The organism is Marichromatium gracile (genome assembly GCF_004343155.1).
Lineage (GTDB): Bacteria > Pseudomonadota > Gammaproteobacteria > Chromatiales > Chromatiaceae > Marichromatium > Marichromatium gracile.
On sequence record NZ_SMDC01000002.1, the window covers coordinates 557897 to 578986 of the forward strand.

The following is a 21090-nucleotide window of genomic DNA, read 5'->3' on the forward strand; positions in this document are numbered from 1 at the left end:
GGGGGTGTGGATATCAGCTCATTGTGATATAAGCATTTTTTATTCAGGCAAATCGGATCAGGCCCGGATCGAGATGGCGGATCGCAGACTCCAGGTGTTCCATACGGTTGCACGCTTGTTGAGTTTCACCAAGGCAGCCGAGGCCTTGCACATGACCCAGCCGGCGGTCACCTTTCAGGTGCGTCAGCTCGAGGAGCAGTTCGACACCCGGTTGTTCGATCGTACCCACAACCGCATCAGCCTGACCGACGCCGGGCGGGTGGTCTTCGAGGCCGCCGACCGCATCTTCGAGCTCTATGCCGAGATGGAGAATGCGGTGCGCGAGATCACCGGCGAGGTCAGCGGCACCCTCACCATCGGCGCCAGCACCACCATCGCCGAGTATCTGCTGCCCCCCTTGCTCGGCGAGTTCAAGGCGCGCTATCCCGACGTCTCCATCCAGCTCAAGGTCGCCAACACCGACACCGTGGTCTCGCTGGTCGAGACCAACGCCATCGATCTCGGTATCGTCGAGGCCCCGGTGGGCAACAAGAATCTGGTCGTCGAGTCCTGTCAGCGCGATCGCCTGGTGGCGATCATGCCCCCGGGACACCCGCTCGCCGCGCTCGAGGCGGTCCCCTTCGAGCGCCTGCTCGAACATCCGTTTATCTGTCGCGAGGAGGGTTCGGGGACGCGCAACGTGATCCGCGAGTACCTGCGCGAACAGGGCTTCTGTCTCGAGGCGCTCAAGGTGGTGCTGGAGCTGGGCAGCCCGGAGGCGGTGAAGGGTGCGGTCGAGGTCGGGATGGGGGTCTCGGTGCTCTCCAGCGCCACCATCGCCAAGGAGCTCAAGCTCGGCACCCTGGCGGCCGTTCCGCTTGACCCCCCGCTCTATCGTCCGTTCTCATTCGTGCACCAGAAACAGAAGTTCCGGCTGCGCGTGGTGGATGAGCTGTTCGACTTCGCGCGCACCTACTTCCAGGTCCACTATCAGTCCCAGGACGAATCATGACTCTGCTCCACGTCCGCCGTGCCGCGTCGAGCGAGCCGGCGCGGTGCGCGCGACGGTGCTCCGGGCGGGGCGCGCGTGTATGCTGACGCCGATCACCCCGCGCTCCGCACCCGCCACCCGGCTGCTGCGACTGTTCCGTGCGCTGCCCGCCGCCGAGCGCGAGACCCTGCTCGCCTTCGCCGAGTTCCTGGCCGATCGCGCCGCTCGCCTCGACGAGACGGCCGTCCTCGAGCCCGAACCCGCCCCCGAGCCGCGCCCCGAGGGCGAGAGCGTGGTGGCGGCGATCAAGCGGCTGTCGCGCGGCTATCCCATGCTCGATCGCGCGGCCATGCTCGAGGAGACCTCGGCGCTGATGTCCGAGCACGTGCTGCAGGGGCGCCCGGCGCCGGCGGTGATCGACGACCTGGAGGCCCTGTTCGAGCGTTACTATCAGCAACTGCGGGCCAGTGAGCCCGTGCAGGATTGAGCCCCCGACCCATGAACATCATCACCGACTGGTTCCGTCGTCATTTCTCCGACCCTCAGGTGGTGTTTCTCGCGCTGCTGCTGCTGGTGGTCTTCGCCGTGGTCTTCTTCCTCGGCGACGCGCTCGCGCCGGTGCTCGCGAGCATCGTCATCGCCTATCTGCTCGAGGGGCTCGCCGGCTATTTCGAGCGCCGCGGCATGCCGCGCCTGCCCGCCGTGCTGGTGGTCTACCTGCTGTTCATCGCCTTCGTCGCCCTGGTGCTGTTCGGGGTGATGCCGCTGGTCTCGCGCCAGATCACCGAGCTGGTCCAGCAGCTGCCCTCGATGATCGCCGAGGGCACCGACGCGCTGCTGGCGCTGCCGCAGCAGTACCCCGAGCTGGTCACCGTCGAGCAGGTCGAGGAGCTGATCGCGGCGATCCGCTCCGAGGTCATCTCCTTCGGCCAGCAGGTGCTGTCGTGGTCGCTGGCGAGCGTGGTCGGGGTGATCACGGTGATGGTCTATCTGATCCTGATGCCGCTGCTGGTGTTCTTCTTCCTCAAGGACAAGGACCTGATCCTCGACTGGTTCCGTCGTCTGCTGCCGCGTCATCGCGGCATCGCCGGGCACGTGTGGAAGGACGTCGATCGCGAGATCTCCAACTATGTGCGCGGCAAGGTGTGGGAGATCCTGGTGGTCTGGGGGGTGAGCTATGCCACCTTCTACGCCTTCGGCCTGAACTACGCGATGCTGCTCTCGCTGCTGGTGGGGCTGTCGGTGATCATCCCCTACATCGGCGCCTCGGTGGTCACCGTGCCGGTACTGCTGGTGGCCTGGTTCCAGTGGGGCTGGGGACCGTCCTTCGCCTGGCTGACGGTGGCCTATTTCATCATCCAGGCGCTCGACGGCAACGTGCTGGTGCCGCTGCTGTTCTCCGAGGTGGTCAACCTGCACCCGGTGGCGATCATCGTCGCCATCCTGGTGTTCGGCGGGCTGTGGGGCTTCTGGGGGGTGTTCTTCGCCATCCCGCTGGCGACCCTGGTCAAGGCGATCCTCTCCTCCTGGCCGCGGCGCGGCGTCGAGGATGGTCCGCCGAGCCCGGCCTGAGGCCGAGAGGTCACCGGCGAGCGGCTGCGGTATACAATTGCTGACCGAAGCAACCGGCCGGCCATCGCCATGCACGCCTTCGCGCTCTCCCGCTTTCTCTTCTGGTTCGTGGTCTTCTTCCTGGTGGCGCTGTTTCTGCGCCCCTGGGTCGAGGACCTGATCTTCGCCCACTACGCCGAGCCGCGCGAGATCGAGGCGCGCGGCGAACTCGCCGCCGACGAGCGCACCACCATCGCGATCTTCGAGCGCGCCAACCCCTCGGTGGTCTATATCACCACCTCGGCGCGGGTGCTCGACCTGCTCACCCGCAACGTGCTCGAGGTGCCGCGCGGTACCGGCTCGGGCTTCGTCTGGGACCGCGCCGGGCATGTGGTGACCAACTATCACGTGGTCGCCGACATCGAGGCGGCCTATGTCCGTCTCTCCAATCAGCGCACCTATGCCGCGCGGCTGGTGGGGGTCAGCCCCGAGCACGACATCGCCGTGCTGCGCATCGCCACCTCGATCGCCGGTCCGCCGCCGCTCTCGCTCGGCAGCAGTCACGACCTGCGGGTGGGGCAGAAGGTGTTCGCCATCGGCAACCCCTTCGGGCTCGACTACACCCTCACCGCCGGGGTGATCTCGGCGCTCGATCGCAGCATCCCGGGCGATGACGGGCGCACCATCGATCACCTCATCCAGACCGACGCGGCGATCAACCCGGGCAACTCCGGCGGCCCGCTGATCGACAGCGCCGGGCGTCTGATCGGCATGAACACCGCGATCTTCAGCCCCTCGGGCAGCTTCGCCGGGATCGGCTTCGCCGTCCCGGTCGACACCATCAACCGGGTGGTGCCGCGGCTCATCGCCCAGGGGCGCTATCTGCGCCCGACCCTGGGTGTGGTCACCAACCGCGCCCTCAGCGAGCGCGTCGGCGCGCTGCTCGGCACCGCCGGCGTGGTGGTGCTCAAGGTCGACCCCGGCTCGCCGGCGGCCACCGCCGGGCTGCGCTCGGCGCTGATCTCGCGCGAGGGCGAGCTGGTCGCCGCCGATCTCATCGTCGCCGCCGCCGGGCGGCGGGTGCGCTCGCTCGATGACCTGCTCGACGTGCTCGACAACTATGCCCCGGGCAATCGCATCGAACTCGAGGTGGTGCGCGGTGGCGAGCGCTTCTCGTTGCCGGTGACCCTCGGCGAGGGTCTGCCCCAGACCGGGGTCGGGTTGCCGCGAGACCTGCCGCACGCCTGATGCCGGCCGCCGCCCCCGTCATCGCTGAACGGCGCCGGGCGCTGCTCGCGCTGATCCTCGGCGCCACCCTGTGCGGGCTCTACTGGCTGCCGCTGCGGCTGGTGGCCGGCGCCGGGGTCGACGGGCCCTGGGCGGTGGCACTGTTCTACGGCGGCGCGGCGCTGGTCGGGCTGTGGTTCGCCCGCGATCAGCTGGCGGTGGCGCGGCGCGCGCCCTGGCGGCTGCTCGGCATCGGCGCGAGCGCCGCGGGCTCGGTGCTCGCCGTCAGCCTCGGGGTGCTCGAGGGCGCGGTGGCGCCGGTGCTGATCCTCTTCTATCTCGCCCCGCTGTGGACCCTGCTGCTCGGCTGGGCGCTGCTCGGCGAGCGCCCGAGGCGCCGCACCCTGGCGGCGCTGGTGGTGGCGCTGCTCGGGGTGTGGACGCTGCTCGGCGGTGCCGCGCTCGCCGGGGACGATGCCGGGCGGGGCGCCGCCCTCGGCCTGGTCGCCGGGGTCGGTTTCGCGCTGACCACGGTGCAGGTGCGCGCCGCGCGCGCGCTGCCGGCGGCGGTGCGCAACCTCGCCGCCTGGGCGCTGGCGCCGCCGCTGGCGGTGGGGTTGGCGCTGGTGCTGGGGACCCCGCCGCCCTCGGCGCTCGTGCCGGTGTTGGTCGCGCTGTTGATTGGCGCGCTATGGGTGGGGCTGATGATGGCCGCGCTGCAGTACGGCATGGCGCGCCTGCCGTTGGCGCTGTCGGCGCTGGTGCTGCTGCTCGAGCTGGTGGTGGGGGTGGCGTCCGCGGCCTGGCTGGCCGGCGAGGCGCTGGGCTGGCGTGAACTGCTGGGGGGCGGGGCGATCCTGCTCGCCGGGTGGCTGGTGGCGCGCGGGCGCTGAGCGCCCGGCGCCGTGGCGCGGCTCAGAGCCCGCACATGCCGTTGCTGCAGCAGCCGCCGGCGCTGGGGCAGCAGCTCGGGGCGGTGCCGCTGCCGAGGCTGGTGCTGGTCACCAGGTTGCCGCCGGTGGCGAGACGGTGTACCGGCGCCTCGGGCGCGGTGTCGCCGGGCTCGATGCCGGCGCGCGCGCACAGCTCGCCCCAGGTCGAGAGGGTTTCGCTCATGCGGTGGCTGACTTCGATCACCCGGTCGTTGGCGTCACAACGGTAGTCGTAGGTCGGCATCGCTGCACTCCGTGTCTGGTCTGGTATATCGATGAATGCTAATGCGGGCGATTATAGGCGAGCCGCGGGGGGCGGCAAAGTCTCCGCCGCGGGTGCGCCCTGCGCCGCCGCCCACAGTCGGGCGCGCAGCCCCGGGGCGGTGCTCAGCCCCATGGTCGAGCTGTGGATGGCGCCCGTGGCGTCGAGCACGAAGCTGGTCGGCACCGCGCCGACGCCCCAGCGCGCGGCGATCGCCCCGTCGGGGTCGGGGATGACCACCAGATCGAGCCCCTGGGCGTCGAGATAGGCGGCGATGTCGGCGTCGCTGCCGGATTGCATCGCCACCGTCAGTACCTGGTGGTCCTCGGCGACGGCGGCGATCGCGCCCTCGCTGACCCGGCAGATCGGGCACCAGCTCGCCCAGAAGTGCACCAGCAGCGGCGCGCCGCGATAGTCGGCGAGCGTGCGTCTCTCGCCGTCGAGGGCGATGCCCTGCAGCGGTGGCGCCTCGCCGCTCGGCAGCGGCCGGGTCTTCCACCAGTCGATCGCCTGGAGCGCGGCGACGAACAGCAGCAGGTTGAGGCCCCAGCGCCACAGCTGGCGGCGGCGTGGTTTCTTCGCGTCGGTGGGTGTGGTCATCGGCTCGGGGCGGGGCGCGTCGCGCGCCCCGGCTCATCGGGTCAGCAGGAGTGACAATAGTAGCGCGGCAGTCCGGCGATCCGGCAGGCCTGCTTGCAGCCGCCGCCGGGGAACAGCCCCTCGAGGTGCTTGCGGGTGCAGGGGACGTGGGCCGAGACCTCGCTGCCGATGCTGCGGATCACGACCTTGGGCGAGGGCGGGATCTCGTGCATCGCGTAGTAGGCGCGGAGAAATTCGATCACCTTCCAGTGGCACTCGCCGAGGGTCAGTCCTTCCTCCTCGGCCAGGGCCTCGGCGAGTTCGCGGTCCCAGTCCTCGAAGTGCACCAGGTGTCCCTTGTTGTCGAACTCCAGCGCGCGACCGGCGATCTGGGTAGCGGTCATGGCTTGGCTCCTGTGGTGGTTGGCTGCCGCCCGTTGTCGCTGATGGCTCTTCCCTGATGGACGCCTCCCCGCGGGCCAGGCTGGGGCGACCCGCGCCGGTCGCGCGGCGGGTGGCGGACCGGGACCGGTACCGACTTAGTGTAGGCGCGGGCTGGAGATGTTCCGCCCCGACGCGCGGTCGGGGCGGTGGGCGGGTTCAGGCGGCGGTCTGCTGCGTCTTGAAGCGCCGGCGCATGGCATGGAGGGTGGGTTCGGTGTAGCCGCTGGGCGCCTCGCGTCCGGCGAAGATCAGCTCGCAGGCGGCGGTGAAGGCGACGCCGTCGAAATCGGGCGCCATCGGCCGGTAGTCGGGATCGGCGGCGTTCTGGGCGTCGACCACCGCGGCCATGCGTTCGAGCGCGGCGCGCACCTGGGCCCGATCGACCACCCCGTGATGCAGCCAGTTGGCCAGGTGCTGACTGGAGATGCGCAGGGTGGCGCGGTCCTCCATCAGTCCGACGTCGGTGATGTCCGGCACCTTGGAGCAGCCGACGCCCTGGTCGATCCAGCGCACCACATAGCCGAGGATGCCCTGGCAGTTGTTGTCGAGCTCCTGCTGGATCTGCTCCGGGGTCCAGCCGGCGGGGTCGCCGAGCGGGATCTCGAGGAGCTGTTCGAGCCGGGCGCGCGGGCCGTTGGCGGCAAGCTCGGCCTGCACCGCGGCGACGTCGATCTGGTGATAGTGCAGCGCGTGCAGGGTGGCGGCGGTGGGCGAGGGCACCCAGGCGCAGTTGGCGCCGGCGGCGGGGTGGGCCTGCTTGGTCTCGAGCATGGCGCGCATCTCGTCGGGCATGGTCCACATGCCCTTGCCGATCTGGGCGCGTCCGCGCAGCCCGCAGGCCAGCCCGACGTCGACGTTCCAGTCCTCGTAGGCGCGCAGCCACTCGGCCTGCTTCATCTCCGCCTTGCGCAGCACCGGCCCGGCCTCCATGTCGGTGTGGATCTCGTCGCCGGTGCGGTCGAGGAAGCCGGTGTTGATGAAGATCACCCGCTCGCGCGCGGCGCCGATGCATGCCTTGAGGTTGAGCGTGGTGCGCCGCTCCTCGTCCATGATGCCGATCTTGAGGGTGTTGCGCGCCAGCCCCAGGGCGTCCTCGATGCGGGCGAACAGCTCGACGGCGAAGGCGACCTCCTCGGGGCCGTGCATCTTCGGCTTGACGATATAGAGGCTGCCGGCGCGCGAGTTGCGGTGGCGGCCGTGCTCGGGGTGGATGTCGTGGAGCGCGCACAGTGCGGTCACCATGCCGTCGAGCATGCCCTCGGGCACCGGCTCGCCGGCGGCGTCGAGCACCGCGTCGGTGGTCATCAGGTGGCCGACGTTGCGCACCAGCATCAGCGCACGCCCGGGCAGGGTCAGCGCGGCGCCGTCGGGGCGGGTGTAGTGACGGTCCTCGGCGAGACTGCGCTCGAGGCTGCGTCCGCCCTTGTCGAAGCGTGCCGTGAGCGTTCCCTTCATCAGCCCCAGCCAGTTGCGATAGACCCCGACCTTGTCCTCGGTGTCGACCGCGGCGACCGAGTCCTCGCAGTCCTGGATGGTGGTCAGCGCCGACTCCAGCAGGACGTCGGCGAGCCCCGACTTGCTCTCGCGCCCGACCCCGCGCTCGGGGTCGATCACCAGCTCGATGTGGAGCCCGTGGTTGACCAGCAGGATCGCCTCGGGCTGATCGGGGTCGCCGCGATAGCCGGCGAACTGGGCGGGGTCGCGCGGCATCGTCTGGCTGTTGTCGGGGAGGTCGACGAGCAGCGTGCCGTCGAGCACCCGATAGCCGCAGGCGTCCCGGTGCGAGCCGCGGTTGAGCGGCACGGCCTGATCGAGCAGCTCGGCGGCGCGCGCCACCACCGCCGCGCCGCGCTTGGGGTTGTACTCGGCGCCGCGCGCGCAGCCGTCGTCCTCGGCGATGGCGTCGGTGCCGTAGAGCGCATCGTAGAGGCTGCCCCAGCGGGCGTTGGCGGCGTTGAGCGCATAGCGGGCGTTGCTCACCGGGACGACCAGCTGGGGGCCGGCGAGCGCGGCGATCTCGGGGTCGACGTCGCGGGTCTCGACCTGGACGTCCGGCCCCTCGGGCTGGAGATAGCCGATCTCGGTGAGAAATGCCTGGTAGGCCGCGGCGTCGTGCGGCTGGCCGCGACGGGCGCGATGCCAGTCGTCGATCTGGCGTTGCAGCCGGTCGCGGGTGGCGAGCAGCGCGCGGTTGCGCGGCGTCAGGTCGCCGACCAGCTCGGCGAAGGCGTGCCAGAAGGCCTCGGGGTCGATCCCGGTGCCGGGCGCGATCTCGTCGCGGACCAGCGCGTACAGGGGCGTGGCGATGCGCAGACCGCCGATCTCGATGCGTTCGTTCATCCTAGCTACCTCTCCCTCCCTCGTGCGACGAGGGGCGATTCGATGATCCTCGGTGTCGCCGTCGGGCCGACCGGGGCGCACGCTCGCGGCACGCCGCACGCCCGGGACGGGCACGCATGGCCTGTCCGACCCAGGGTCAGCAGTAGATCAGGTCGCTTTTCGCAGGTGCAACAATCCAGTGATTGATTCTTTCAAGCTTGAGGATTCGCAATGACAATGCAATGGTGTCGGACGGGCGGGGCGGGGCAAGTCGCCCCGGGCGCGCGGCCCGGGGACGGGGGCGGACTCAGCAGTCGATGATCATCTCGTTGAGACCCTGGCCCGGCGGCACCATCGGCACCACGTTCTCGGCCTTGTCGATCCACACGTCGACCACCACTGGGCCGGGCTCGGCGAGGGCCTCGGCGATGCCCGGGAGCAGCTCGTCGACATGCTGGATGCGGATCGTCTTCAACCCCGGGTAGACGTGCTTGAGCCCGCTGAGATCGGGGATCTGGCGGCGGCAGGTCTGGTCGAGCTCGGTGCAGTCGGGCGGACAGTCGATGTTGCGCGCCAGACAGGTCTCGTAGTGCAGACCGCCGTCCATCATGTCCTCCCACTGACGCACCATGCCGAGGAAGCTGTTGTTGAGCACGAACATCTTCAGCGGGATGCGGTTGGCGACCACGGTGCCGAGCTCCTGGATGTTCATCTGGAAACTGCCGTCGCCGTCGATCAGCACCGCCGGGTGCTCGGGGTCGGCGTACCAGGCGCCGATCGCCGCCGGCAGGCCGAAGCCCATGGTGCCGAGACCGCCGGAGCTGATCCACTGACGCGGACGGCGGAAGCGGTAGTACTGCGCCGCCCACATCTGGTGCTGACCGACGCCGGTGGAGACGGTGGCCAGGCCCTCGGTGAGCTCGGAGATCACCTCGATGGCCGCCTGCGGCTTGATGTAGTCGCCCTCGCCGTAGGACTTGGGCATCTGCTCGCGCCATGCGCTGACCTGCGCGAGCCACTCGGCGTGGCGGGCCGAGCGGTTGGTGGCGAGCGCGTGGTCGAGGAAAACGTCGAGCGGCGCGACCAGGTTGAGATGACTGGAGATGGTCTTGTCGATCTCCGAGGGGTCGATGTCGATATGGGCGATGCGCTTGCCGGCGGCGAAGCCCTTGACCGCGACACGGTCATCGAAGCGACCGCCGAGACTGAGGATGAAGTCGGCCTCGCGCAGTGCATAATTGGCCGGGATGGTACCGTGCATCCCCGGCATGCCGAGGTTGTGCGGCATCTCGAAGGGCAGGGCGCCGAGGGCGTTGAAGGTGGTGGTCACCGGCACCTCGAAGCGCTCGGCCAGCTGCGCCAGCCGGGCGGCGGCATCGGCGTGGATCACCCCGCCGCCGGCCTTGATCACCGGGCGCTCGGCGCTGGCCAGCGCCTCGAGGATGGCATCGGCCCGCGCGGTGTCGAAGGCCGGCTGCTCGCGGTGACGGATCCGCGGCGGGTTGATGCTGGTGCGCTCGGTGAGCTGGACGTCCTTGCACAGATCGATCACCACCGGGCCGGGGCGGCCATGGGTGGCCAGTTCATAGGCCTCGCGCAACACCCATTCGAGATCCCCGACATCCTTGATCAGATAGTTGTGCTTGGAGATCGGTCGGGTCATGCCGACGGTGTCGACCTCCTGGAAGGCGTCGGAGCCGATCGCCGCGCTCGGCACCTGACCGGTGATGAACAGGGTCGGCAGCGAGTCCTTGTAGGCGTCGGCGATCGGCGTGGCGAGATTGGTCGCGCCCGGGCCGGAGGTGACGATGCAGACACCCACCCGACCGCTGGCGCGGGCATAGCCCTCGGCGGCATGCCCGGCGCCGCCCTCCTGGCGACAGAGGACGAACTGCGGCGTCGCCTGGCCGGCGCGCATGCGTCGGTTGAGTTCGACGTGCAGCGGGATGATGGCACCGCCGGTGTGCCCGAACAGGTGCTCGACCCCGAGATCGGCGAGCACGTCGAAGAAGATGGAGGCACCTGTCTGGGATGGGTTCGTCATGGCGGCGTCTGCTCGAAGGTCTTGATCGTGGGAAACCTTACATAATAACGCTTCCGTCCACGAAGGGTAGAGGGCGGCCGGCGACCCGCGGGATTGATCCGCGAGGTCGCGGAACGCGCGGAGGGCTTTTTTCGATATCCTGGCGCCAGCTCCCCGCTGGTCGCTGGCTGTTGCTCCAGCGTCGTAGACTGGGATGCGTGACCGCGCGACCAGACTCCCGCTCGGCCTCAAGTCGTGCTCTGTCACTCGCTTCGCCCGGTACGGCCCGGACCGCCGTACCCCCGAGGGGGGGTGCGGTCAGGGGCCGCCACGACGGGAGAGAGACCGCTGGCGGGGCTTTGAGCGTCGAGCCCTTTGTGTCGCTGGCGGCTTCGCGGTTCAATCCCCGGTGCCGGCGGCCTGGTCGTCGGACACATTCACCCGAAGAGATAGCGCCGATCACGATGGAGGTAAGCGAGAGAGGCCGCCTGCGGGCGGGAGCTATCCCCCTGGTCTGTCGGACCGGGTTCTCGCGACGAGAGTGATGAAACAGCTGTTGAATCTGTTCGACCGTCTGCGCCGGCTCGACTGGGAGCGGTTGCTGGTGCGCACGGTGCTGGTGGCGACCCTGCTCGGGGGCGTCTACGTCTATCTGGTGGACTTCCATCCCGAGTGGTGGACGCAGGCGAAGCGTGAGGCACCGTCGCTGGCGCCGATCGGCCGTGTGGTGCATGCCCCGGAGGTCGTGCCGGCGGTAGAGACGCAGTCCGCCAGCGAGACGCCGGACGTCGATGCCGAGCCGGAAGCCTCGGCGCTGGTCGATGAGATCGAGCCGGCGCAGAGCGAGGAGACGGGTCGCGCCGCCGCTGTGGAGGTCGCCGCGCCCGACCCCGACGCCGAGACGCGCGATGACGACGGTGAGACGCTCGAGACGCTGACGGTGAAGACGGAGGCCGTCGAACCTGCGACCAGCGTCGACACGAGCACCGATCAGGCCGATACCTCCGGGGCGGCGGCGGATGGGGCCGTTGCCCTCGAGCCGACCGAGGACGCCGTCCCCGCCGCGCCCCCGGTCGCGCCGCAGACGCCCTGGTATCCGCCGCAGGGTTACTACCCGCCGCGTCATCCCGCCGCGCCCTATCCACCGCATGGCGGGATGCCGGCGCCCTATCCGCCGCACCACCCGGTCCAGCACCCCCACCCGGGGGGCTGGGGGTATTGAGCCGATTCGCGTCGGTGTGTCGCCCGGCTCAGAGCTGGGCGCGTGCGCGCTGGTTGGTGAGCCAGTAGAAGTGGAACGGCGGGATCACCATGCGGTTGTTGAACAGCGCCGGTGACTCGCCGGTGATCAGGTCCTCGATCTGGCCCTGGCGGAACAGCCCGCGCTGATTGAGCACGTCGAGGTCGAGGAACTGCGGGTTGGCGTCGAAGTTGGCCGCCACCACCACCGCGCCGCTCTGCAGCGTCGGGTGGGCGCGCAGGAAGACGAACAGGTGCGGGTTGGCGACCTCGATCAGCTCGCGGTTGTTGAAATCGGCGAACGCCGGGGTGTGCTTGCGTACCTCGATCAGCTGTCTCAGCCCGTCGAAGATGCGTTGCTCGACCGTCCCCGGCTGATGGCGGCGCTCGGCGCGTCCCCAGTCGATGCGCGGGCGATGGATCCAGCGGCTGTCGCCGGCCTTGGTGGCGTCCTCGAGGAAGGAGTTGTCGTTGAGGGTGCCGAGCTCGTCGCCGTACCAGATCAGCGGGATGCCGCCGAAGGAGAGGATCATCGCGTGCAGGGTGAGGATCAGGTCGACGGCCTGGTCGATGGCCTGCTGATCGCCGCTCTCGAGCGCGGCCTCCAGCCCGGCGAGCGAGGCCAGCGCCCCGGAGATGCGCGCATCCCCGGTCTTGGGGTTGACGCCGAAGGGGCGTCCGCGCCCCGGCGAGCCCGCGTAGACCCCGGTGAACCAGTCGATGAGGAAGCGCCGGTGGTGATAGGGATCGTAGTCGCTGGCGCGGATGTCGGCGTCGTCGAAGCCGAGCCCGATGTCGTCGTGACAGCGCACATAGTTCAGCCAGGTGGCGCGGTCGAGCTTGTGCGGCAGGCTCTGGATGCCCTGGTTGAGCAGCTTGGCGTTCTTGGTCGCCACCGCGTCCCACAGCAGTGCCATGAAGGTGGCGTTGTAGGCGATCTCGCACTCCTTGGCGATCACCGCGTCCTCGCCGAAGTACTTGATGATCTCCGAGGGCGAGACGATCGCCTCGGCGATGAACAGCGGCCCCGGCGCGACCACCTGACAGCAGTCCTTCATCAGTTGCAGGATCAGGTGCGCCTCGTGCTCGTTCTGCGAGGTGGTGCCGATCTTCTTCCACAGGAAGGCCACGGCGTCGAGGCGGATGATGTCGGCGCCCTGGTTGATCCAGAACAGGATGATGTCGAGCATCTCGATGAACACCGCCGGGTTGGCGTAGTTCAGATCCCACTGGTAGTTGTTGAAGACGGTCATCACCCAGCGCTGCATCTCGGCGTCCCAGGTGAAGTTCCCCGGCGCGGTCTCGGGGAAGATCTCCGGCATGGTCGCCTCGAACATGTCGGGCACGTCGCGGTTGGGGAAGGTGTAGTAGAAGTCCTGGAAGGCGCGCTCGCCGGCGCGCGCGCGTCGCGCCCAGTCGTGCTCGTCGGAGGTGTGGTTGACCACCACGTCGAGGGTCAGCAGCATGCCGCGCTCGCGCATCCGCGCGCCGAGCGCGCGCACGTCCTCGACCGTGCCCATGCGCGGGTCGATGTCGCGGAAGTCGCTCACCGCATAGCCGCCGTCGCTCGCCCCCTGCGGACAGCGCAGGATCGGCATCACGTGCACCATGTTGACCCCGAGTTCCTGCAGATAGGGCAGGCGCTCGATCAGTCCCGGCAGGTTGCCGGCGAAGCCGTCGGCATAGAGCGCCATCCCCACCCACTGTTGGTCGAGAAACCAGTTGTGGTCGGCCTCGCGCGCCATGTCGAGTTCCTTGAGCGGCGCCGGGCGCTCGATATAGGCGCGCGCCAGTCGCTCGGTGAGCCGGACCGTCTGCTCCTTGAAGTCCTGACGGTGCCCGTAGAGGTGCCCGAACAGCGAGTGAATGGCGTAGAAGTTCGCCCCCAGGCGGGTATAAAAGTGCCGGAGGTCCTCACGTCTGAGCTGATGACTGAAGGCATCGAGGATGTCGTTCAGCAGGGCGTGTGAAACCTGTTCGTACATGCATGCTCCAGATGGACGGGGGCGTGTCCGCCCGGGTCTCGGCGACCGGACGGGCGGCTGGCGCTCGGGTTAGGTGGTTAGTCCCCAGCGCTCGATGAACGGCTGGTAGAGCTCCGGCTCGGCGGCGGTGGCGCCGCGCTGGGCGACGATACGCGAGGCGAAGGCCTGGGCGCGCTCGAGGGTGGCCTGCAGCGGCCAGTCCTGGAGCAGTCCGAGGATGGTCACTGCGGCGAAGGCATCGCCCGCGCCGACGGTGTCGATGACCTCCTGCGCCGGCTGCGGGGCGACGTGGACCGGTGCCGTGTCGACCCCGAGTCCGAGCGCCCCGTCGCCGCCGAGTGTGACCAGCAGTCCACTGAGCCGGTGACGCTCGAGAAAGGCGCGGGCGCGGCTGGCCAGCGGGGTGTCGGCATCGGTGTCGGCGTCGTCGAGCAGCACCAGCTCGTCGTGGTTGAGCTTGGCCCAGTCGGCCGCGCCGATCAGCGCCAGGGTCTGCTCGCGTGACCACCAGGGATCGCGCAGATTGACGTCGACGAAGACCTGATCGACCCCGGCGCTGCGGACCCCCTCCAGCGCCGCGCGGGCGTCGGCGTGACGCAGCGCCAGGGTGCCGTGATAGAGCAGGCCGCAGGGGGCTGGCTCGGAGGCCGCGCGCACGTGGTCGTAGGCGCAGTCGGCGACGATGTCGTAGCTCGGCTCGCCGCGCTCGAGGCTGACCTCGACCCGCCCGGTGGGGTGTGCGGGGGCGGTCTGCAGTGCGCCGGTGTCCATCCCCCAGTCGGCCATGGCGGCGCGCACCCGCGCGCCCTCGGCGTCGGCGCCGACGGCACTGACGAAGCGCGGGTCGGCGCCGAAGGCCTGGAGGTGCCAGGCGACGTTGAAGGGGGCGCCGCCGAGGACCTGACGACCGTCTGGGAAGTGGTCGAACAGGACCTCGCCGAAGATACAGAGTGGCGATGTGTGCACGATAGCGGGCTCCTCGCTGGAGGGTTCGTTCACAGGGCCGGCGGTCCGGCGGGTGTCTCCGGGGCCGCGAGCAGTCGTTCGGCCAGCTCGGGGTGGAAGTGCGCCACCCCCTCGAGGATTCCGGCCGCATAATGGCCGTTCAATCCCTGCCAGCCGCCGCGTGCGCAATACAGCCGCGTCGGGTCGGCGCAGCCCTGCCGCGCCTCGGCGCGCACCTCGGGGTGGGCGTTGGCCACCAGCACCGCCGGGATCGCGCTGATCAGCACCTCGAGGTCGTTGCCGCTGTCGCCGGCGAACACCGTGGTCGCGACGTCGCGGCCGAGTCGCTGCATCAGGAACTCGACGGCATGGTACTTGGTCGCGTTGGCCGGTAACAGGTCGAGCAGTCCGCAACCGGCCGCCTCGTCGACGCTCCACACCAGGCTGGCGCGGATGTCGCGCGCCTCGAGCCGCTCGCGCATCCGTGCGCGCAGCGCCTCGACATCGAGGCGCGCCGGGGTGAAGTAGCTCAGCTTGAACGGGCCTTGGCGGTCGTCGGGTTGCGGGCTGAGTTCGGCGATATCGGCGAACAACGGTCGCAGCGCCGCGGCGTGCGCGCCGCCCCAGTCGGCGCCGATCAGACGCTGCCACTCGACGATCGGTTGCCAGTCCCCGCCGTCGAGGCCATGGATGCTGGTGCCGACGTCACCGACCACATAGTCCGGCATCGGCAGATCGTAGTCGGCGATCGCCGCTTCGACCAGTGCGCGATGGCGTCCGCTGACATAGGCGAGGGTGACCTCGGGCAGCGCCGCCAGCCGGCGGAACCAGGGGCGGGCGGCGGGCGACTCGGGTTCGGCGCCGTTGGGGATCAGGGTGCGGTCGAGATCGGTGCACAGCAGCAACGGGCTGCTCATCGTGTCCTCCATGGGAGACGTCGAGTGGCCGGTGGGTCTGCGGCCATTGGCTGAGGGGCGTCACCGCCTCGGTGCGGTGACGCCGGGACGGTGGGGTCAGCTCGGCTCGGGTGTCCCCATCGGTTCCTCGGGGATGGCGCAGGCGCCGAAGAAGTCGTAGTGCTCGACCGCCTCGATGATGCCGAGGGCGTGGGCCTGCTCGGCGAAATAGATGTTGTCCATCTCCTCGAGTTGGGAGAGCTCCTCGTGATGGCGGTTGGCGACCACCACCGCCAGGGTGTTGCCGCGCATCATGTCCTCGTCGGCCCCGGAGCCGCCGGCCACCAGTACGTGCTCCAGCGGGATGCCGAAGCGGTGGGCGACATAGCGCAGCGCCTGTCCCTTGCTGGCGCGGGTCGGGATGATGTCGAGGAACTGGCCGAAGGCGTGGACCACGTTGACGGTCAGCTCCTGGGTGCGCAGCAGGGTGGCGATCTCCTCGACCGAGGGCGCGATCGTGGGGTCGTAGTGGAAGGAGATCTTGAACCGGCTCTGCTCGCCGCGCGCCTGCGGGATCAGCCCGGGGATGTCGGCAAGCGCGCGGCGCACCGCCCTGGGCTTCCACTGGTGGTCGACGTGCTCCTGCCAGTAGGCGTCGGGGACCAGTCGGGCGCTGTAGTGGATCTCGGTGCCGAGGCTGGTGATGAGCACGTCGGGGATCGGCAGGCCGTGGCGCTTGAGCTCGGTGAGCAGCGAGTCGAGCCGGCGCCCGGTGGCGATGCCGAAGTTGGTGCAGCGACGGTTGGCGCGCATCATCGCGGCGAAGCGCTCCACCCCCTCGGGGTTGCCGAGCAGGCTCTGGTCGAGATCGGTGAACAGCGCGCGGTCGCGATAGATCATGCTGCGGCGCATCGGCGGGGTGTCGGGCAGCGGCTCGCGCTGTTCGGCGAGCGGCTCGATGCGCTGCCGGTAGGCGGCGGCATGGGCCTGCCAGGAATAGTGTTCGCGTACCCCGGCCAGACCCTTGCGCGAGTAATCCTGCCAGGTCTTGCGATCCCCGAGGATCTTCAACAGGGCGTCGGCGATCGCCTCGCGATCGAGCGGATCGACGAGGATGCCGTTGTCGCAGTTGCCGATGATGTCGACCGGTCCGCCGTTCTCGGTGGCCACCAGCGGCAGCCCGGTGGCGGCGGCCTCGAGCAGCGTCAGACCGAAGGGTTCGGTGAGCGCCGGGTTGATGAAGACGCCGCCGGAGCGCGCCACCATGCGGTAGATCTCGGGCACCTGATCCGGGGTGTGATGCTTGGGGATGGCGACCTTGCCGAAGAGGTCGTAGGCATCGACGGTGATCAGCAGGTCGGTGAGCACGGTGCGCGCGCCCTCGTCGAGCTCGCGGATGTCATCGCGATTGCCCGCCACCACCAGCAGGTTGGCGCATGCCTGCAAGGCCGGCGACTCGCCGTAGGCCTCGACCAGGGCGATGATGTTCTTGCGGTGATCGGCGCGGGAGAGGGCGAGGATGAGCGGCTTGCCGGGATCGTCGAGGAAGCGCTCGATCTCGGCGGCGAAGGCGGGCTTGGGGTCTTTCGGGCCGGGCGGATGGAACTGCTTGAGATTGGTGCCGGGCGGGATGACCTCCATGCGCTCGGGCTGATAGTAGTCGTAGAGCGCGTACTGCTCCTCGATCTCGTGATGGGTGCTGGTGATCACCAGATCGGCGGTGGCGAGCACCGATTCCTCGGCATCGATGCGGCGCACCATGTTGTAACGGGCATCGATCTGCTCGCCGTCGAGACCGCTGGCGAGCAGCCGCTGGCGCTTGTCGCGCCCGAGCGAATGACCGGTGTGGACCAGCGGCGCGCCGGTCAGGTTGGCCAGTCGCACCCCGACATAGCCGGCATCGGCATAGTGACTGTGGACGATGTCCGGCCAGCGGTTGAGTTCGTGGAGATGGACGCTGAGGTTGTCGACAAAGCTGTCGAGATGGTCCCAGAGCTGTTCCTTGGGGAGGTATTCATCGGGGCCGGCCTCGATGCGCACGATCCGCACCTTGTCGTCGAGCTGCTCGATCGGCTCGGCATAATCGGGGCTGACCGCCGGATCGCGCACCAGACGGGTCACCAGGTCGACCTGTGAGACATCGTCGCGCTCGCCCAGCGCGCGGGCGAGATCGACCACGTACTTGGTCTGACCGCCGGTGTCGGCGTCGCGCCCGAGTTCGAGGTCATGGCCGCGGATGAGACCGTGGATACTGAGTAGCAGGATATACATCGTCGTTCGGGCCCATTCGAGTTCGGTGCCGTACCCGTGGCCGTGGCTGGCGGGGCCGCGAGGCGGCCGCGGTCGTCGCGGTAGGTGGCGTCCCCCCACCCGGGTGCGGCGTATTGAGATGATGCATGGACGACGGATGGATCGGGAAAGCGCACTTGCGGTGCAAATGCGGTTTCCGGATCGCCCATGACACGTCCGCGCGCCGGGACGGGGACATGACATGAGGGGCTCCCGTGTTGCGCACCCTCCGGGTGCGCGGGCGAGATCAGACGCCCGGGTCGCGGCGACCTCGGCGTCCATCATTCCGACCGTAGTGGGGCGGATGCAGAGGACGACCGCTTCCCCTAAGGTAAAGGACTCAAGGGCCGATTCCAAATCAGGCCCGGCGGGGTCGGGCCGCTCGGGTGCCGCAGATCGGGGCGCGATGCGCACGATGTCGCACCTGCCGGAGCAAGGCGTCAGGCGACTTGAGCTGCGCAATACTGGCCCCATCGTTTAGCTGTCAACCGAAGGAGCAAGATCGATGTCGGATTCACCCATCGCCGTGGTCACCGGCGCCTATCGCGGTCTCGGTCACGAGGTCTGTCGCCAACTCGCCCGCCAGGGCTACCGTGTGGTGCTCACCGCGCGGCGCGCCGATCGCGGCGAGGCCGCCGCCGAGGGGCTGCGCGCCGAGGGGCTCGACGTGCGCTTCCACGTCCTCGACGTCACCGATCTCGACTCCGTCCAGGCACTGGCCGACTACGTCCGTGACACCTTTGGTCAGCTCGATGTGCTGGTCAACAACGCCGGCATCTTCCCCGACCCGCCGCCCGGCTCGGGCGCCGAGGGCGTCTTCTCGACCGATGTCGACACCCTGCGTCGTGGTCTCGAGACCAATACGCTGGCCCCGCTGCTGCTGTGTCAGGCATTGATCCCGCTGATGCATGAGCGGGGACGCGTGGTCAATGTCTCCTCCGGGCTCGGCCAGCTCGCCGAGATGGACGGCGGCATCCCCGGCTACCGCATCTCCAAGACCGCGCTTAACGCCGTCACCCGCATCTTCGCCGCCGAGCTTGCCGAGACCGGGGTCAAGGTCAACTCGGTCTGTCCGGGTTGGGTACGCACCGAGATGGGCGGACCTCAGGCCGAGCGCTCGATCGAGGAGGGCGCCCGCGGCATCGTCTGGGCCGCGACCCTGCCCGATGATGGTCCGAGTGGCGGGTTCTTCAGGGATGGCAACGCCATCGACTGGTGAGGATATCGCCGCCGGGCTTTGCCCCGGCGGCTGGCGCTGCGTCCGTGGACGACTGCGGCTCGACGCAGGGTGAGAGAGCAGCCGCCGCACCGCGGTGTCGCCGGGGAGAAGGCTGAGCGGGGGCGTGCACGCTCGTCGCCATCCAGCCCGGCGCTGCGATGCGATCCCGGGCGTGCCGATCCGTGCATTCCTGTCTCCGCGTCGGGCGGTGCATGAACGAGCGAATACACTACAATCATTCGACGCCTCGGCGCATGAATCCGTCGTTTTCGGATGAGCGCCGAGCGTGCTCAGTGCCCTGACCTCACGCCAGGGCGTTGCTCATCATCATTCAAGTGCCACTGCACGAACGCGCTGTCTCGGATCCGTGACGACAAGGCCGCCGTCAATCGCTGCCGATCATCGATGAGTTTGGGGGTGCTTATGGACAAGCTGCCTGAGTCGGTCTTGTTTTTCACCCGTACCCGGCGGGTGATGACGCCACTCTATCGCGCGTTGAGCAAGATCGAGAGCCGGCTGCTGAGATCGCGGCTGAAGCGGATCGATATCATCAAGCCCATCTATATCACTGGGCTGCCTCGGTCGGGGACGACCATCCTCCTGGAGATGCTGGCCCAACACCCCGCAGCGGCCAGTCATCGCAACTATCAATACGTACAGCCCTATCTGCCTTATTGGCTGGATCGGATCTACCCGCTGGTGCCCCTGGGTGAGGATCGCCCCTTCGAGCGCGTGCACAAGGACAAGTTGACCGTGACTCGAACGAGTCCTGATGTGGTCGAGGAAATCTTCTGGGCGACCTTCTTTCCCTCCATCCATGATGAGTCAGGCTCATCGGTGCTCGATGAGAAGACCCGTCATCCGGACTTCGAACGCTTCTATCGCAACCACATCAAGAAGATGCTGCTGAGTCGCGGCGCCTGTCGTTATCTGGCCAAGAACAACTACAACTTCAGCCGTACCGGCTATCTCTCGAAGTTGTTTCCGGACGCAAGGTTTGTTTTCGTCATCCGTGATCCTGTCCATCATGTTGCTTCCTACCTGAAGCAGGACCTTTTGTTCAATAAACTGAATGACGAGGATCCGCGTTGGCAGGATTATCTCTGTGGTCTTGGTCATCGCGAGTTCGGCCCGGCAAGGTCCATCATCAATCTTGGTGATGATGGTCTCGTCAAACAGATCTCAGAGGCGTGGCGGGCCGGGCAGGTCGTGCAGGCGTGTGCCCGTTACTGGAATGCGGTCTATCTGGACATCGATGCAAGACTCCGGGCCGACAAGGACCTCGCTGCGCGCTCGCTGGTGTTGCGCTACGAGGATCTCTGTCGAGACTCCGCAAATCAGATCGATCGTCTGCTGGAGTGCTGCGAGCTGGATCCCGAGCCCTTCGCCAAGACCAAGGCCCGCTATATGCAACGCCTGGTCGAGCCAACCTACTATCGTCCCGACTTCAACGATTCAGAGTTGTCGATGATTGCCGAGCTGACCGGCCCCGCCGCTGAGCGCTATGGCTATGCCGGCTGATCAATATGAGGGCGTGATTGCCGGGGCAGGCCGAATAGCAGCCTGGCGCGAGTCATTCCGCGCAGATAGCGACACTCCTGCCGTGCCGCGAGCGCGGTCAGCCGCTCCGGCGCGCCGATCGCGGCGCCAAACCCCTTGAGCAGGAAACCGGCGTGCTCGACGAAACGCTCCGGCGCGATACCGAGTCGGGTGAGGATGTCGGGCAGCTCCGCCGGGATCGCCCCGCGCTTGCGCGGATGCAGGGCGCGACCGAGCGAGTCGACCAGGGTCAGGTAGCCGTCGAAGGTGAAGGGGATCGCCGCGGGGACCTCGGCGGGGTTGCCGAAGGGCAGTAGTGGGGCAGGGGGCAGGCGATCGAGGACGGTCTCCCAGAGATTGGTGCTGCGAGCGTCTGGCGAGCTGTCGGCGTGATCGGTCACGGCAGGTGAGGGCGGGTGCGTGGCTGGCGGGGTGTCAGTCTCGGATGTTGCGGTCTCCTGCGCAGCACGCGCGCGTTGCGAGCCGGGGTGGACGTCTGGCGGTGCTCGTTTTGCCGTATCGGGTGACGGCGCTACGACGAGATGCCGCCCGTTCGCCGCGCCATCATCGCCCGCCCGCAAGGCCGCAATCCGTGCCGCAATCCCGGTATGTGCGCTCTCCTCCGGCGTCTCCGCGATCCCCGCCCGAATCGGGTTGAGATCGACATAGGC

Annotated in this window: 17 protein-coding genes and 1 pseudogene; 8 read left to right on the top strand and 10 right to left on the bottom strand. The window is 68.6% G+C overall.

Annotation, left to right across the window (positions count from 1 at the left end; translation table 11 throughout):
* The first annotated feature begins 73 nt into the window (after nt 1-73).
* The 5 genes from EDC29_RS05465 to EDC29_RS05485 all read left to right on the top strand — a co-directional run bounded on the left by EDC29_RS05465 (nt 74) and on the right by EDC29_RS05485 (nt 4641).
* Nucleotides 74-991, top strand: coding sequence for a LysR family transcriptional regulator (locus EDC29_RS05465; protein WP_123142615.1), 918 nt, complete (start codon nt 74-76; stop codon nt 989-991).
* Between the two features lie 79 nt (nt 992-1070).
* On the top strand, nt 1071-1457 hold the full coding sequence (locus tag EDC29_RS05470; protein WP_123142627.1) for a hypothetical protein: 387 nt from the start codon (nt 1071-1073) through the stop codon (nt 1455-1457).
* An 11-nt stretch (nt 1458-1468) separates the two neighbouring features.
* The gene (locus EDC29_RS05475; RefSeq protein ID WP_123139666.1) at nt 1469-2542 is read left to right on the top strand and encodes an AI-2E family transporter; all 1074 of its coding nucleotides are present in this window, start codon (nt 1469-1471) and stop codon (nt 2540-2542) included.
* Nucleotides 2543-2611: 69 nt separating this feature from the next.
* Nucleotides 2612-3769, top strand: coding sequence for a S1C family serine protease (locus EDC29_RS05480; protein WP_062271861.1), 1158 nt, complete (start codon nt 2612-2614; stop codon nt 3767-3769).
* Nucleotides 3769-4641 carry a DMT family transporter gene (locus tag EDC29_RS05485; protein ID WP_123139667.1) on the top strand — a complete coding sequence of 291 codons (873 nt, stop codon included), beginning with the start codon at nt 3769-3771 and terminating at the stop codon, nt 4639-4641. Before EDC29_RS05480 ends, EDC29_RS05485 begins: the two co-directional genes overlap by 1 nt.
* Before the next feature lie 22 nt (nt 4642-4663).
* On the opposite strand, the gene EDC29_RS05490 is transcribed toward EDC29_RS05485, so the two are convergent.
* The 5 genes from EDC29_RS05490 to ilvB all read right to left on the bottom strand — a co-directional run bounded on the left by EDC29_RS05490 (nt 4664) and on the right by ilvB (nt 10328).
* Entirely contained in the window at nt 4664-4924 is a 261-nt protein-coding gene (locus tag EDC29_RS05490; RefSeq protein ID WP_123139668.1) for a zinc ribbon domain-containing protein, read from the bottom strand.
* A gap of 51 nt (nt 4925-4975) precedes the next feature.
* Nucleotides 4976-5542 carry a protein disulfide oxidoreductase gene (locus tag EDC29_RS05495; protein WP_123139669.1) on the bottom strand — a complete coding sequence of 189 codons (567 nt, stop codon included), beginning with the start codon at nt 5540-5542 and terminating at the stop codon, nt 4976-4978.
* A 41-nt stretch (nt 5543-5583) separates the two neighbouring features.
* Nucleotides 5584-5925, bottom strand: a complete 342-nt coding sequence (locus tag EDC29_RS05500) for a TusE/DsrC/DsvC family sulfur relay protein (RefSeq protein ID WP_123142619.1) — start codon at nt 5923-5925, stop codon at nt 5584-5586.
* Between the two features lie 196 nt (nt 5926-6121).
* Nucleotides 6122-8305, bottom strand: coding sequence for a malate synthase G (locus EDC29_RS05505; RefSeq protein WP_132228915.1), 2184 nt, complete (start codon nt 8303-8305; stop codon nt 6122-6124).
* Nucleotides 8306-8591: 286 nt separating this feature from the next.
* Nucleotides 8592-10328, bottom strand: coding sequence for a biosynthetic-type acetolactate synthase large subunit (gene ilvB, locus EDC29_RS05510; RefSeq protein ID WP_123142621.1), 1737 nt, complete (start codon nt 10326-10328; stop codon nt 8592-8594).
* 523 nt (nt 10329-10851) lie between these two features.
* On the opposite strand from ilvB, the gene EDC29_RS05515 reads away from it, so the two are divergent.
* A complete protein-coding gene (locus EDC29_RS05515) occupies nt 10852-11529 on the top strand; it encodes a hypothetical protein (RefSeq protein ID WP_132228917.1) in 678 nt (225 codons plus the stop codon).
* A 28-nt stretch (nt 11530-11557) separates the two neighbouring features.
* On the opposite strand, the gene EDC29_RS05520 is transcribed toward EDC29_RS05515, so the two are convergent.
* From EDC29_RS05520 to EDC29_RS05535, 4 genes are all read right to left on the bottom strand, one after another.
* A complete protein-coding gene (locus EDC29_RS05520) occupies nt 11558-13531 on the bottom strand; it encodes an amylosucrase (RefSeq protein ID WP_123139674.1) in 1974 nt (657 codons plus the stop codon).
* A gap of 69 nt (nt 13532-13600) precedes the next feature.
* On the bottom strand, nt 13601-14497 hold the full coding sequence (locus EDC29_RS05525) for a PfkB family carbohydrate kinase (RefSeq protein ID WP_123139675.1): 897 nt from the start codon (nt 14495-14497) through the stop codon (nt 13601-13603).
* Nucleotides 14498-14526: 29 nt separating this feature from the next.
* On the bottom strand, nt 14527-15393 hold the full coding sequence (locus EDC29_RS05530; RefSeq protein WP_132228919.1) for an HAD-IIB family hydrolase: 867 nt from the start codon (nt 15391-15393) through the stop codon (nt 14527-14529).
* A 96-nt stretch (nt 15394-15489) separates the two neighbouring features.
* Nucleotides 15490-17643 carry an HAD-IIB family hydrolase gene (locus tag EDC29_RS05535; protein ID WP_132228921.1) on the bottom strand — a complete coding sequence of 718 codons (2154 nt, stop codon included), beginning with the start codon at nt 17641-17643 and terminating at the stop codon, nt 15490-15492.
* A gap of 523 nt (nt 17644-18166) precedes the next feature.
* Between EDC29_RS05535 and EDC29_RS05540 the strand changes: the two genes are divergently transcribed.
* Together EDC29_RS05540 and EDC29_RS05545 are read left to right on the top strand one after the other, a co-directional pair.
* Nucleotides 18167-18880 (top strand): SDR family oxidoreductase, encoded by a 714-nt coding sequence (locus EDC29_RS05540; protein WP_123143449.1) that lies wholly within the window; start codon nt 18167-18169, stop codon nt 18878-18880.
* A 423-nt stretch (nt 18881-19303) separates the two neighbouring features.
* Nucleotides 19304-20401, top strand: coding sequence for a sulfotransferase family protein (locus EDC29_RS05545; RefSeq protein ID WP_165913440.1), 1098 nt, complete (start codon nt 19304-19306; stop codon nt 20399-20401).
* Here EDC29_RS05545 and EDC29_RS05550 read toward each other — a convergent pair.
* Nucleotides 20389-21090: pseudogene (locus EDC29_RS05550) on the bottom strand (transposase); the annotation flags it as partial. The gene EDC29_RS05545 and the pseudogene EDC29_RS05550 sit on opposite strands and share 13 nt — an antisense overlap.

Coding starts and splice junctions, on each gene's coding strand:
- EDC29_RS05490 (WP_123139668.1), bottom strand. CDS start 4,924: ATGCCGACCTACGACTACCGTTGTGACGCCAACGACCGGGTGATCGAA.
- EDC29_RS05495 (WP_123139669.1), bottom strand. CDS start 5,542: ATGACCACACCCACCGACGCGAAGAAACCACGCCGCCGCCAGCTGTGG.
- EDC29_RS05470 (WP_123142627.1), top strand. CDS start 1,071: ATGCTGACGCCGATCACCCCGCGCTCCGCACCCGCCACCCGGCTGCTG.
- EDC29_RS05485 (WP_123139667.1), top strand. CDS start 3,769: ATGCCGGCCGCCGCCCCCGTCATCGCTGAACGGCGCCGGGCGCTGCTC.
- EDC29_RS05480 (WP_062271861.1), top strand. CDS start 2,612: ATGCACGCCTTCGCGCTCTCCCGCTTTCTCTTCTGGTTCGTGGTCTTC.
- EDC29_RS05500 (WP_123142619.1), bottom strand. CDS start 5,925: ATGACCGCTACCCAGATCGCCGGTCGCGCGCTGGAGTTCGACAACAAG.
- EDC29_RS05520 (WP_123139674.1), bottom strand. CDS start 13,531: ATGTACGAACAGGTTTCACACGCCCTGCTGAACGACATCCTCGATGCC.
- EDC29_RS05530 (WP_132228919.1), bottom strand. CDS start 15,393: ATGAGCAGCCCGTTGCTGCTGTGCACCGATCTCGACCGCACCCTGATC.
- EDC29_RS05505 (WP_132228915.1), bottom strand. CDS start 8,305: ATGAACGAACGCATCGAGATCGGCGGTCTGCGCATCGCCACGCCCCTG.
- EDC29_RS05545 (WP_165913440.1), top strand. CDS start 19,304: ATGGACAAGCTGCCTGAGTCGGTCTTGTTTTTCACCCGTACCCGGCGG.
- EDC29_RS05465 (WP_123142615.1), top strand. CDS start 74: ATGGCGGATCGCAGACTCCAGGTGTTCCATACGGTTGCACGCTTGTTG.
- EDC29_RS05535 (WP_132228921.1), bottom strand. CDS start 17,643: ATGTATATCCTGCTACTCAGTATCCACGGTCTCATCCGCGGCCATGAC.
- EDC29_RS05515 (WP_132228917.1), top strand. CDS start 10,852: ATGAAACAGCTGTTGAATCTGTTCGACCGTCTGCGCCGGCTCGACTGG.
- ilvB (WP_123142621.1), bottom strand. CDS start 10,328: ATGACGAACCCATCCCAGACAGGTGCCTCCATCTTCTTCGACGTGCTC.
- EDC29_RS05475 (WP_123139666.1), top strand. CDS start 1,469: ATGAACATCATCACCGACTGGTTCCGTCGTCATTTCTCCGACCCTCAG.
- EDC29_RS05540 (WP_123143449.1), top strand. CDS start 18,167: ATGTCGGATTCACCCATCGCCGTGGTCACCGGCGCCTATCGCGGTCTC.